10 protein-coding genes are annotated in these 12904 nt (G+C 73.3%); 4 read left to right on the top strand and 6 right to left on the bottom strand.

The annotated features are described in order from the left end of the window. Window positions 1-4: 4 nt before the first annotated feature. Together JWR81_RS27305 and JWR81_RS27300 are read right to left on the bottom strand one after the other, a co-directional pair. Window positions 5-1552: an acyl-CoA carboxylase subunit beta gene (locus tag JWR81_RS27305; protein WP_297659099.1), complete on the bottom strand. Its 1548-nt coding sequence runs from the start codon at window positions 1550-1552 to the stop codon at window positions 5-7. Next, the gene (locus tag JWR81_RS27300) at window positions 1549-2688 is read right to left on the bottom strand and encodes an acyl-CoA dehydrogenase family protein (protein ID WP_297659097.1); all 1140 of its coding nucleotides are present in this window, start codon (window positions 2686-2688) and stop codon (window positions 1549-1551) included. Before JWR81_RS27300 ends, JWR81_RS27305 begins: the two co-directional genes overlap by 4 nt. A 105-nt stretch (window positions 2689-2793) precedes the next feature. Here JWR81_RS27300 and JWR81_RS27295 point away from each other — a divergent pair, with 105 nt between their 5' ends. Further along, a complete protein-coding gene (locus tag JWR81_RS27295; RefSeq protein WP_297659095.1) occupies window positions 2794-3411 on the top strand; it encodes a TetR/AcrR family transcriptional regulator in 618 nt (205 codons plus the stop codon). Here JWR81_RS27295 and JWR81_RS27290 read toward each other — a convergent pair whose 3' ends face one another. Genes JWR81_RS27290 through JWR81_RS27280 form a run of 3 tightly spaced genes read right to left on the bottom strand, consistent with a single transcriptional unit; the run spans window position 3412 to window position 8213 of the window. Further along, window positions 3412-6147, bottom strand: coding sequence for a bifunctional GNAT family N-acetyltransferase/acetate--CoA ligase family protein (locus JWR81_RS27290; protein ID WP_297659093.1), 2736 nt, complete (start codon window positions 6145-6147; stop codon window positions 3412-3414). Window position 6148: 1 nt separating this feature from the next. Beyond that, window positions 6149-7318 (bottom strand): acetoin utilization protein AcuC, encoded by a 1170-nt coding sequence (locus JWR81_RS27285; RefSeq protein ID WP_297659091.1) that lies wholly within the window; start codon window positions 7316-7318, stop codon window positions 6149-6151. A gap of 25 nt (window positions 7319-7343) precedes the next feature. Continuing rightward, entirely contained in the window at window positions 7344-8213 is an 870-nt protein-coding gene (locus JWR81_RS27280) for a sulfurtransferase (protein WP_297659089.1), read from the bottom strand. A gap of 81 nt (window positions 8214-8294) precedes the next feature. Between JWR81_RS27280 and JWR81_RS27275 the strand changes: the two genes are divergently transcribed. Continuing rightward, on the top strand, window positions 8295-9011 hold the full coding sequence (locus JWR81_RS27275; protein WP_297659087.1) for a metal-dependent transcriptional regulator: 717 nt from the start codon (window positions 8295-8297) through the stop codon (window positions 9009-9011). 120 nt (window positions 9012-9131) lie between these two features. Continuing rightward, window positions 9132-10094 carry a UDP-glucose 4-epimerase GalE gene (gene galE, locus JWR81_RS27270; RefSeq protein WP_297659085.1) on the top strand — a complete coding sequence of 321 codons (963 nt, stop codon included), beginning with the start codon at window positions 9132-9134 and terminating at the stop codon, window positions 10092-10094. A 65-nt stretch (window positions 10095-10159) separates the two neighbouring features. Here galE and JWR81_RS27265 read toward each other — a convergent pair whose 3' ends face one another. Beyond that, on the bottom strand, window positions 10160-11239 hold the full coding sequence (locus JWR81_RS27265) for a DUF4192 domain-containing protein (RefSeq protein ID WP_297659083.1): 1080 nt from the start codon (window positions 11237-11239) through the stop codon (window positions 10160-10162). Between the two features lie 244 nt (window positions 11240-11483). Between JWR81_RS27265 and sthA the strand changes: the two genes are divergently transcribed. Continuing rightward, a complete protein-coding gene (gene sthA, locus JWR81_RS27260; protein WP_297659081.1) occupies window positions 11484-12896 on the top strand; it encodes a Si-specific NAD(P)(+) transhydrogenase in 1413 nt (470 codons plus the stop codon). The last annotated feature ends 8 nt before the right edge of the window (window positions 12897-12904 follow it).

Raw genomic sequence — 12904 nt, 5'->3', positions numbered from 1 at the left:
CTGGTCACACGGGGCTGATGGGGTGGTGGCGGCGGCCGGTGGTTCGGGTCCAGCGGTCGGCGTCGACCATCCGCGCGGCGAGCTCGGTGCGCAGCCGGTCGGGCTCGACGACGGCGTCGACGACGAGGTCGGACGCCATGCGCAGCAGGTTGATGTCGGCCTGCTGCTCGGCGGTACGGGCGGCGACGAACGTCGCGCGCTCGTCCTCGTCCTCGATGGCGGCGATCTTGTTGGCGTACACCGCGTTGACCGACGCCTCGGCGCCCATCGGGCCGATGGTCGCGGTGGGCAGCGCGAGCGTGGCGCGGGGCTCGAAGCCCGGCGCGCACATCGCGTAGTAGCCCGCGGCGTAGGCCTTGCGCAGTACCACGGTGTACTTCGGCACCTCGGCGCTGGCCATCGCCGTGATCATCTTGGCGCCGTGGCGGATGATGCCCTGCCGCTCGACCTCGACGCCGACCATGAAGCCGGGTACGTCCTGCAGGAACACAAGGGGGATGTTGAACGCGTCGCACGTCGAGATGAACTTGGCGGCCTTGTCGGCGGAGTCGACGAAGATCGCACCACTGCGCACCTGCGGCTGGTTGGCGACGATCCCGATCACGCGGCCGTCCAGCCGGGCCAGACCCGTCACCAGCTCCTGCGCCCAGCGGGCCTTGATCTCGAAGAACGACCCGGCGTCGACAAGGCGGTCGACCACGTCGCGCACGTCGTAGGCGGTGTTCGGGTCCACGGGCACGAGCCCGTCCCAGTCCTCGCGCTCCGGCTCCCGGGACTCCGCACGAGCGGGAGCCGAACGGAAGTCGTCGGGGAGGTAGCTCAGCAGCAGCCGGGCCGCCGCGATCGCCTCCCAGTCCTCGTCGAACACCTCGTCGCCGCAGCCGGAGACGGTGGCGTGCATCATCGCGCCACCCATCTCCTCCAGCGTGGTGCGCTCGCCGGTGACCTTCTCCGCCACGCGCGGGCTGGCCAGGTACATCGACGCGTTGCCGTCGACCATCCCGACCCAGTCGCAGAACGCCGGCATGTACGCCCCGCCCGCGGCGCTCGGCCCGTGCAGGCAGCACAACTGCGGCACGCGGCCGGACAGCTTCACCTGGAGCTGGAAGATCGCCGACGCTCCGCGGCGCCCGGGGAAGAAGCCCATCTGGTCGGTGAGCCGTCCACCCGCGGAGTCCACCAGGTAGACGACCGGCAACAGGTCACGGTCGGCGCGCTCCAGGATGCGGATCTGCTTCTCGCACGTCAGCTCGCCCCAGGACCCGGCCTTGACGGTGAAGTCGTGCGCGATGACCGCCACCGGCCGCCCGTCGACCCGGCCCACGCCGGTGATCACCCCGTCGGCGGCAAGCGCCTGGTCGGCGGCGGTGGCGAGCAGGCCGTCCTCGACGAACGTGCCGGGGTCGAACAGCACCGCCAGCCGGTCCCGGACGGGCAGCTTGTCCGGCCAGCGGGCGGGGTCGCCGCCCGCGCGGGCCTTGTCGGTGGCGGCGACGACCTCGTCGACGGTCGGCGCGGCGTCGACGGTCGGCGCGCTGATGTCCACTGTCACGAGGCCATGCCGCGCGTCAGGATCTCCAGCTGGATCTCGTCCGTGCCGCCGCCGATGCGCAGGATGCGGGCGTCGCGGTAGTGCCGAGCGACCGGCGACTCCTCCACGAACCCCGCACCGCCGAACAGCTGCACAGCGTCGTCGACGATCCGGTTGCAGGCCACCGCGGACACGTACTTCGCCCGGGCCACCGACCTCGACGCCTCGGGATGCCCGGCGTCGAGCCGCGCGGCGGCCTGGTAGGTGACGAGCCGCGCCGACTCCAGCTCGATCTCCATCAGTGCGAGCTTGTGGCGGATCGTCTGCAGGTGCGTCAGCGGAGCGCCGAACGCCTCCCGCTGACGCGCGTAGTCCATCGCCAGTTCCAGGCACTCCGCCGCGTGCCCGACGCCCATCCCGGCCAGCGCGATGCGCTCGAGCTGAAAGGCCTCCATGATCTGGTAGAAACCGCGGTTCTCCTGGCCGAGCACCGCGTCGGCCGCGACGGTGACGTCGTCGAGCACCACCTCACGGGTGTCGGAGGAGTGCCAGCCCATCTTGGCCAGCGGCCTTCCCGTCGAGAGACCGGCCGCCGTGCCCTCGACCAGGAACAGCGTCACCCCGCCACGCCCGGGGTCACCGGTGCGGGCGGCGACGATCAGCAGATCGGCCAGCCCGGCGTTGGTGATGTACATCTTGCGGCCGTTGAGCACCCAGCCCTCGTCGGAGCGGCGCGCCGTGGTGGTGACACCGGCGACGTCAGAGCCGGTGCCGGGCTCGGTGACGGCGATGGACGCCACGGCCTCCCCGGACGCCAGCGGGGGCAGCCAGCGCTCCTGCTGCGCCGCGGTGCCGTGGCGGACGATGTGCGGCGCGGCCATGTAGGCGCTGACCAGCGCGGTGACCGCGATCCCACCGCTCGCCCGGGACAGCTCCTCGGCCAGCAGGGCGACGGCCAGCCCGTCACCGTCGGCCCCGCCGTGCGCGGCGGGCGTCACGAGCCCGAGCAGTCCGGCCGCGCCGAGCGGCTTCCACAGCTCCGCCGGGAACGTGCCCGCCGCTTCGGACGGCTCCACCAGCGGGCGCACCTCCCGGTCGACGAACGACCGGCACGTGGCCTGGAATTCGCGGTGGTCGTCGTCGAGCTCCCAGCTCATGAGGCCTCCCTGTTCTTCGACCGACCGGACGGTCGGGAACTAGTACAGTGGTACTCGACATGCCTGTCAAGCGAGAGCTCCGCCGATGAGAAGATGGGGTCTCCGATGCCCGACTCCACCAGCGAGACCCCGACCCGCGCGGACGCCCAGCGCGCCCGGGTGCTCGCCGCCTCCGTGGAGATCTTCGGGACCCGCGGCTACCGCGCCACCTCCATGAACGAGATCGCGGCGGGCGTCGGCCTCTCGAAGCCGACGCTCTACCACTACTTCCGCAACAAGGAGGAGCTGCTCGTCCGGATCTACTCCGAGGTGCTCGACGAGAGCCTGCGGATGGCCCGCGAGACCGTCGCCGCGTCCGCCACCCCGCTCGACGGGCTGCGCGATCTCCTCGTCTCCCGGGTCGTCTACACCTGCGAGAACCGGGGGCTGCTCAAGATCTGCTTCGAGGAGGAGGACGAGCTGCGCCCCGACCTCGCCGAGGAACTACTGGTGCGCAGGCGCGCGTTCGAGGACGTCGCCGTGGCCACGCTCGAGCAGCACCTCGCCGCGCACCCGCAGGTGCAGCTGGCGATGACCCCGAAGGTGTTCGTCAACATGTGCCTTGGCGCGGCGAACTGGACCTACAAGTGGTACCGCCCGACGGGTCCGCGCACCCCGGCCGAGCTGGGCCGGGGCATCGCGGACGCCCTGCTCGCGGTGATCACGCCGGATCGCCCCGCCTGATCACCGCAGCCGGCGGGGGCCACCGTCGGCACGGTTGGGCGGCGGGCCCAGCACGATCCGCGCACCGATGACCGCGGCGCCCTCCGGCGAGGCGAGGACGGGGTCCAGCGCGAGCGAGCGCACCTCCGGGAGGTCCTCCGCGATGCGGCCGACGCGCAGCACGAGGTCCTCGAGCGCCTCGAGCCGCGTGGGCTCGGTGCCCTTGTAGCCGGCGAGCAGCGGGGCCGCGCGGGGAGCCCGGACCAGCGCGGCCGCGTCCTGGTCCGACACCGGCACCACACGGAAGGCGCGGTCGCCGAGCAGCTCCGTGGCCATCCCGGACAGCCCGAACGACAGCAGCGAGCCGAACGACGGGTCGTCGACGATCTCGAGCACGCACGAGATGCCCTTCGGCGCCATGCGCTGGACGTAGACCTCGTCGTGCCCGGTGATGCCGGCGAGGTCGCCGTGGGCACGGCGCACCCCGGCCGGCGCCCCGACGTCCAGGCGCACGCCCACGAGGTCGGTGCGATGGCGCCAGCGCGCCCCCGCCGCCTTGATGGCGACCGGGTAGCCGAGCTCGTCGGCGGCGGCGACCGCGGCCTCCGCGCCGGTGACCCGCCGGAACTCGGCGAGCGTGATGCCGTAGCAGGCCAGCAGCTCCAGGGCGTCCTCGTCGCTGAGCTCGTGGCGCTCACCGGACCCGAGGCGGGCCACGACCTCCCGTGCGCGCTCGGAGTCGACGCCGTCGGGCACCGCGAACTCCCCGACCGGGCGGGCATGCCACCGCGCATAGCGGCTGACCCGGGCCAGCGCGGCCGCGGCCCGCTCCGGGCTGGGGTAGCTCGGCACGGACCCGCGCATCGGCGTGCCGTCGGGCCCCGGCACCGCGAGCTCCGCGGGCACCCCCTCCGCGGCGAGGAAGACCGCGACCACCGGCTTGTCGATGCCCTTCACCGCCTCCCGCAGCGCCCGCGCGTAGGCCGCGCCGGGCGTGGCGATCGGCGGCACGAACACCGCGACCAGCGCGTCGGTGCCGGCGTCGCCCGCCGCCTTCGCGACCGCGGACGCGAACTCCTCCGGAGGCGCGGCCGTACCGACGTCGACAGGGGCGCCGGCGAGCTCCATGCCCTCGTCGAGCAGGGCGTCGCTGACGAGCAGGCCGAGGGCGTTGGAGTTGCCGACGACAGCGACGCTCGGCCCCGTGGGCAGCGGCTGGTAGGCCAGGACCAGCGCGGTGTCGAACAGCTCCGCGAGCGTCTCGACCCGGATCACCCCGGACTGCTCGAACAGGGCGCGGACGCTCGCCTCGTCGATCGGGGCGGCGGTGAGGGCCAGCCCCGGCGTGGGTCCGGTGTGGCGGCCGCTCTTCACCGCCACCACCGGCTTGGTGCGAGCCAGCCGCCGCGCGAGGCGGGCGAACTTGCGCGGGTTGCCGAACGTCTCCAGGTAGAGCAGGACGACGTCGGTGGCCGGGTCGGTCTGCCAGTACTGGAGGAGGTCATTGCCGGAGACGTCGGCGCGGTTGCCCGCCGAGACGAACGTGGACAGGCCCAGGCCACGTTCCTTAGCCGAGGCCAGGATCGCCGTGCCCAGCGCGCCGGACTGGGAGAAGAACCCGACCCGCCCACTGCCGGGGATGTCGGGGGCCAGCGTTGCGTTGAGCCGGACGTCCGGCGCGGTGTTGACCACCCCGAGCGCGTTGGGGCCGACCACGCGCATGCCGTGGGCCCGCGCCTCGGCCACCAGCCTGCGCTCGGCGACCGTGCCGCCCTCCCCTGCCTCCGCGAACCCGGAACTGATCACCACCAGCGCGGTGACGCCCTTCTCCAGGCATGAGTCCATGACCTCGTCGATGCCCGCCGCGGGCACCGCGATGACGGCGAGGTCGACCTCGTCGGGGATGTCGGTGACCGAGGCGTAGGCGCGCACGCCGCGGACGGACCGGGCGTCGGGGTTGACGGGGAACACCGGACCGGTGAAGTTGCCCCGCAGCAGGTTGGCGAGCACCGCGTGCCCGATCTTGGACGGGTCCGTGGACGCGCCGATCACCGCCACCGACGCGGGGTGCAGCGCATTGTGGACGCTGCGCGCCTCGGCCCGCTGCTCGCGGGCGTCGCGGACGGCGAGCGACTGCTCGGTGGGGTCGATGTCGAACTCGAGGTGCAGCACGCCCTCGGAGAACGCCCGGCTGACCTGGTACCCGGCCTGCCGGAACACCCGCACCATCTGGTGGTTCTCCACCAGCACCTCGGCCTCGAACCGGCGCAGCCCGTTCTCCCGCGCGGCGGCGGCGAGGTGCTCCAGCAGGATCGAGCCCAGCCCGCGGCCCTGGTGCTCGTCGCGGGCGACGAACGCGACCTCCGCCGAGTCGGGGCCGGGCGTGCCTTCGGTGCCGCCCGGCCCGCCGTCGCCGGGCAGTCCCTCGTACCGCCCGACGGCGATGATCTCGTCGCCGAGCAGGCAGATGAAGCCCACCCGCGAGCGGTGGTCGACCGTGGTGAACCGGACGAGATCCTTCGGCGAGATCCGCGGGTACGGGCCGAAGAACCGCAGGTAGCGGGTGCGCTCGGACAGGCTCTCGTGGAAGCGCAGGAGCGCGTCGGCGTCGCGCGGCAGGATCGGGCGCAGGTGCACGATGCCGCCGTCGGACGCGACGACGTCGGCCTCCCAGTGGCGCGGGTAGCCGGGGCCGGGGTCGATCTCGGCCTTCGGCGGAGCCAGGTCGGCGGCAGGCGCGGACGGGGTGGTCTCCATGTCAGTCCCGGGGGTCGTCGGGATCGAGGCCGTGCAGCGGGAACACCGCGCGGCGAGTCTCGATGACAGCCGCGTCGACCCGGTCGGAGCCCTCGGACCACGGGTCGGTGGCGGTGTCGCGGCCGTCGGTCATGCTGGTGGGCAGCTCCTGGCCGGTGAGGCCGGCCGTGTGCGCGATCCAGCCCGCGGGCACCGGCCGCCGGGGGTCGACATCGCGGTCGAGCACCGTGGCGATGAGGTGCGTCCACGAGCGCGGCACCACCCGGAACAGCCCGTAGCCGCCTCCGCCGGTGGCGAGCCACTTGCCCCCGGCCGTGCGCTCCGCGAGGCTGCGCAGGCGGCCGTAGATGGCCCGGTGGCCGTCGACCGAGAGGCCGAGGTCGGCGAGCGGGTCCTCGGCGTGTGTGTCTGCGCCGCACTGCGTGACGAGGATCTGCGGCCGGAACGCCTCCAGCAGCGACGGCACCACGGCGTCGAACGCGCGCAGCCACGACGGGTCCGCGGTGCCCGGCGGCAGCGGGAGGTTCACCGCGTACCCCTCACCGGTGCCCGACCCGTACTCCCCCGGCCAGCCCGTGCCCGGCCACAGCGTCATCGGATGCTGGTGCAGGGAGATCGTCAACACCCGCGGGTCGGCGTAGAAGGCGGCCTGGACACCGTCGCCGTGGTGGACGTCGACGTCGACGTAGGCGATGCGGTCGTAGCCGTGGTCGAGCAGCCAGGAGATGGCGACTGCGCAGTCGTTGTAGACGCAGAACCCCGAGGCGCGGTCGGCCATGGCGTGGTGCAGGCCGCCCGCGATCGAGACGGCCCGGTCGGCACGGCCCTCGGCGATCTCGCGGGCCGCGCTGAGCGAGCCGCCGCAGATCAGTGCGCTCGCCTCGTGCATGCCGAGGAAGATCGGGTTGTCGTCGGTACCGAGCCCGTGGCCGACGCCGAACGGGATCTCCGGCGCCGACTTGACCGCCGTGAGGTACGACGGGACGTGGATCCGCTGCACCTCCTCGTCGGGCGCGGGCGTCGGCACGACCGGCTCCACGCCTTCGAGCACGCCCAGCTCGGTGGCCAGGCGCATGGTCAGGTCGAGGCGCACCGGGTCCAGCGGGTGGTCGTCACCGAGGTCGTAGCTGAGGAACTCCGGTGTCCACACCACCGCTGCACGGGGACTCATGGGGCCGACCGTAGGCGATCAGAGGTCACGGGGCGGCTCCCGTGGCGACCGGCCGCGACGGATCGGCCGACCAGTTCGACCACGACCCCACGTACAGCGCGATCGGCCGCGACGACGGCCGCAGACCCGCGCGCTCGGCGCCGAGCACCAGCGCCGCGGCCGTGACGCCCGACCCGCAGTAGGCCGCTACCTCGGCATCGGCCGGACCGGCACCCGCCGCGGCGAACCGCGCGGCCAGCGTGTCGGGAGCGAGCCAGAACCCGCCGGGGCCCACGAGATCGGCGGTGGGCACGTTGCGCGCGCCCGGCACGTGCCCGGCCCGGGGGTCGACCGGTTCGAGCTCCCCCCGGTAGCGCGCGCCGGCACGGGCGTCGAGCAGCACGCCGGAGCGGGCGAGCGCGGCGGCCTCGTCGGCATCGATCACCGGCATCCCACCCGGACGGACCGTGACGTCGCCGGGCACGGGCAGCGACGGCTCGGCCGTGGTCGGCAGCCCGGCCGCGAGCCAGCCCGCCCAACCCCCGTCGAGCACCGCCACCCGGTCGGCCGGGAGGCCGGCCCAGCGCAGCAGCCACCAGGCGCGCGCGGCGATCGACCCGTTGCCGTCGTCGTGCGCCACGACGACCGAGTCCTCCCGCACCCCGGCCCGCCGCAGCACCTCCTGCAGCCGGGCCGGCTCCGGCAGCGGGTGCCGGCCCGCCACGCCCGGGGCCGACGCGAGCTCGGTGTCGAGATCCACGAACACGGCGCCGGAGATGTGGCCCGCGTCGTGGTCGGGGCGGCCGGGAGGGCCACCCAGCCGGTACCGGACGTCGAGCACGACCGGACGATCCGGCCCTGTCAGGGCGGCCTGGAGGGAGGACGACGCGACGAGCGGGGCGGAGAGTGCGGACACCTGGTCATCCTGCCCGGTATGGCCTGGGCTCCGCGACGCGTTCGCCGGATAGGATGGAGACTTGACGGAAGGGCTGTGCGCGTGAACGAGCTCATCGACACGACCGAGATGTACCTCCGGACGATCTACGAACTCGAGGAGGAGGGCGTCACACCGCTGCGCGCGCGGATCGCCGAACGCCTCGGGCAGAGTGGGCCGACCGTGAGCCAGACCGTGGCGCGGATGGAGCGCGACGGCCTGCTGGTGGTGGCGGGCGACCGTCACCTCGAGCTGACCGACGACGGGCGCAACCGCGCGGTGGCCGTGATGCGCAAGCACCGGCTCGCCGAGCGCCTGCTCACCGACGTGATCGGGCTCGAGTGGGAGCTCGTGCACGCCGAGGCGTGTCGCTGGGAGCACGTGATGAGCGACGCCGTGGAGCGCAAGCTCGTGCAGCTGCTCGACAACCCGACGATCTCCCCGTACGGCAACCCGATCCCGGGGCTGGACGAGCTCGCCCGGCTCCCCGAGACCGAGCGGGGCATCTCGACCCCGCCGTCGCTCGAGGTGGGCCTGCAGCGGCTCGACGAGTTCGCCCGCCGCGGCGGTGGCCGCGTCGAGGTGCGCCGGATCGCCGAGCACGTGCAGGTGGACGCCGACCTGATGGCCGAGCTGAAGGATGCGGGCGTGGTGCCCGGCGAGGTCGTGGACGTCCAGGCCATCGCCCGCTTCGGCGACGCCGTGCCGGTGGACGCCACGGGTTCGGGGTCCACGGTGGCCCCGCTCATCGCCCACGCGGTGCTCGTGCGAGCCCACTGAGGGCTGTGGTGCCGGCTCCCACGGTGCCGGCTCCCGGGGCCCCGACGCGCGCGCGGCGGGCCCGGCGGGCCATGAGACGGTGACGCGCAAAGGCAGTTCCGTCCCGCGAGGAGGACCACCGTGAAGTTGCTCGTCACCGGCGGAGCCGGCTACGTCGGCAGTGTCTGCGCCGCCCACCTGCTGGAGGCAGGCCACGAGGTCACCGTGCTGGACGACCTCTCCACAGGGCACGCCGACGCGGTGCCGGACGGCGCACAGTTCGTGAAGGCCGACCTGGCAGAGGCCGCCGACGACCTGCTGGCCGACGGCTTCGACGGCGTGCTTCACTTCGCCGCCCGCTCGCTCGTGGGCGAATCGGTGAACCACCCCGAGCTGTACTGGCAGGGCAACGTGGTGACCTCGCTGCGGCTGCTGGAGGCCATCCGCCGTCACGGCACCCCGCGCCTGGTGTTCTCCTCCACGGCCGCCACCTACGGCCAGCCCATGGAGGTGCCGATCCGGGAGACCTCCCCCACGCAGCCGACCAACCCCTACGGCGCCAGCAAGCTCGCGATCGACCACATGATCACCTCCTACGCGGACGCCCACGGCCTGGCCGCGGTGAGCCTGCGGTACTTCAACGTGGCGGGCGCGCACGGCCGGTTCGGCGAGCGGCACACGGTGGAGACCCACCTCATCCCGATCGTGCTCCAGGTGGCGTCGGGCAAGCGCGCCTCCGTGGAGGTCTACGGCGAGGACTGGCCGACTGCCGACGGCACCTGCATCCGCGACTACATCCACGTGGACGACCTCGCGGCCGCCCACCTGCTGGCGGTGGCGAACGCCGAGCCGGGCACGCACGCCGTCTACAACCTCGGCTCCGGCACCGGCTTCTCGGTGCGCGAGGTGATCGAGGCCTGCCGCACCGTGACCGGCCACCCGATCCCGGCTGTGACCGCCCCGCGGCGCGCAGGCGACCCCGCGGTGCTGATCGCCTCCAGCGACGCGGCCCGCGCCGCCCTGGGCTGGAGCCCCGAGCGCACCGACATCACCACCATCGTGGCCGACGCCTGGCGTTTCACCGAGGAGCACGCCGCCTCCTGACGCGGGGACGGCCTGATCCGGGGGCCGGCGGCACGTCGCCACGCGGCCGGGACGGCGTCGTCGGGCTACCATCCGTCCGCTCCCGACCGCGCCGATGGAACCGCATCTGCCGCCCCGTGCCCGTGCCCCAGGCACCTGCGAAGCTCACCCGGACGTATGCCGGCGTCGGTGACCTGACGGAGCAGTCCGGTGAGCCGGTGGCCCGGCCACGCGCGTTCGGCACGGTCGAGCGCCACGTTGGCCAGCGCCCCGTCACCACGCAGCAGCGCCGACACGGCGAGCAGGGCGGCCGGCTCGGCGGCCTCCGGATCGGGCATCTCGCGGGCCAGCGCGGCCCACAGGTGCTCGGCGGCCGCAGCGAGGGGCCCGGCACTGCGCAGCATCGCCACGTCCCGCACCGGCGGCGCGACGAGCGCGACCGCCAGCGCCACCACGCGCTCGTCGTCCAGCACGAGCCGGCCGGCCGCGGCGTCGCCGAGAGCCGCATCGACCACCACGACACCGGCCGTGATGTCGGCCTGCACCACGTCGTCGCCCGCCACGGCACGGTCGTAGGCCTGGGTCAGCATCACATCACGGCGTCGGAGGCGACCGTCAGCAGCGGGTGTGACGTGCCGTTCGAGATCGGTCCGGTCGGCCCGCGCGACACTGCCCAGGGCGACCGCGTTCGCGACGGCCACAGTGGTGGCCGGATCGGGGAGCGGGCCACCGCAGCCGCAAGGGTCGTAGCAACCCCAGCGAGCACCGGCGGTGGTGGACTCCGCCCACAGCGCCGTGTGCACGTCCACCCCGCGGTGCTCCAGGCCGTGCACCACCTGATCGACCAGTTCACGGGCCGCGGGACCGGCTCCCCCGGAACCGACGACGACCAGCGCTGCCCCCGTGGGTGTGTCGAGCAGCAGCTTGCCGACGACGGAATCGGCAACCGCCGCCTGGTGCTCGGGCGGCGGGAGGTCGACCCGGACCGTCAGCCCCAGCCGGCGCCCGGAATCGCCGCCCGTGGCGACGAGCACGAGCGACTCACGCGGATGGAACCCGAGGAGGTACGGGAGCGCGACCACGAACTCGCCGGGGTCGCGGACGAGGACGACGGGAGGACCGGCGGCGACGGGGTGGCGGGGAGCGGGGCGATCGGGAGAGGCCATGCGCCGAGGGTGCGGCGCCGTGCGGGCCCGTGGGAGCGCTGCTCCGTTCGGCTGTGGACAGCAGGTCCGGAAACAACCTCCGGACGGCGCGATGGGGATGACCGGGCCGCCGGGCGGTCGCCGAGCGCCCGTCCTGTCGTCGTCGACTGTTAACCTGCGCGGCTTGCCGATGCCGCGTGCGCCCGCGACGCTGGCCGGTGAGGCGCGTCCGACCGGACGTCATCGCGGTAGGGAGGGCGTCGACGTGTACGACTTCGACCTGCTGGTGATCGGCTCCGGGCCCGGCGGCCAGAAGGCGGCGATCTCCGCGGCCAAGCTGGGCAAGCGGGTGTGCGTCGCGGAGCGGCGCAACATGATGGGCGGGGTCTGCGTCAACACCGGCACGATCCCGTCGAAGACGCTGCGCGAGGCGGTGCTCTACCTGACCGGTTTCGCCCAGCGCGACATGTACGGCGCGAGCTACCGCGTGAAGTCCGAGATCACCATCGCCGACCTGCTCGCGCGCACGGCGCACGTCGTCGGGCGGGAGGTGGAGGTGATCCGCAGCCAGCTGCTGCGCAACCACGTCGAGATCCTCGGCGGCACCGCCCGTTTCGTGGACGAGCACACCGTCACGATCGAGGGCGAGGACCGCGGCGACCACCACACCGTCACCGCCGAGAACATCGTCATCGCCACCGGGACGAAGCCGGCGCGGCCCGCCGAGGTCGAGTTCGACGACGAGCACGTCATGGACTCCGATGCCGTGCTGGGCATGCGGCGCGTCCCGGGTTCGCTGGTGGTGGTCGGAGCGGGGGTGATCGGCATCGAGTACGCGTCGATGTTCGCCGCGCTCGGCACGCGCGTGACCGTGGTCGAGAAGCGCCCGCAGATGCTCGACTTCTGCGATCCCGAGGTGGTCGAGTCCCTGAAGTTCCACCTGCGCGACCAGGCCGTCACCTTCCGGTTCGGGGAGGAGGTCGAGAAGGTCGAGATCACGAGCAAGGGCACCGTCACCAGCCTCGCGAGCGGCAAGCGGATCGCCGCGGACATGGTGATGTACTCCGCCGGGCGGCAGGGCGTCACCGACGAGCTCGACCTGGAGAAGGCCGGCCTGTCGGCCGACGAGCGCGGCCGCATCACCGTCGACAAGCAGTACCGCACGGAGGTGCCGCACATCTTCGCGGTGGGCGACGTGATCGGCTTCCCGGCGCTGGCCGCCACGAGCATGGACCAGGGCCGGCTCGCGGCGTGCCATGCGTTCGGCGAGCCGGTGCGCGAGCTGCAGGAGCTGCAGCCGATCGGCATCTACACCATCCCCGAGATCTCCTACTGCGGGAAGACCGAGGCGGAGCTGACGTCGGCCGCCGTGCCGTACGAGGTGGGGATGTCGCGCTACCGCGAGCTCGCGCGCGGCGCCATCGTCGGTGACTCCTACGGGATGCTCAAGCTGCTGGTCTCCACCGAGGACCGCACGCTCCTCGGCGTGCACGTCTTCGGCACCAACGCCACCGACCTCGTGCACATCGGGCAGGCGATCATGGGCTGCGGCGGCACCGTCGACTACCTCGTGGACACCGTGCTGAACTACCCGACGCTGTCGGAGGCCTACAAGGTGGCGGCGCTGGACGTCACCAACAAGATGCGGGCGCTCGACGCGTTCGAGCACATGGACTGAGCGCGGTC

Origin of the sequence: Pseudonocardia sp. (assembly GCF_025965585.1) — a bacterium.
Lineage (GTDB): Bacteria > Actinomycetota > Actinomycetes > Mycobacteriales > Pseudonocardiaceae > Pseudonocardia.
This window is presented reverse-complemented; position numbering and strand designations above follow the sequence as displayed.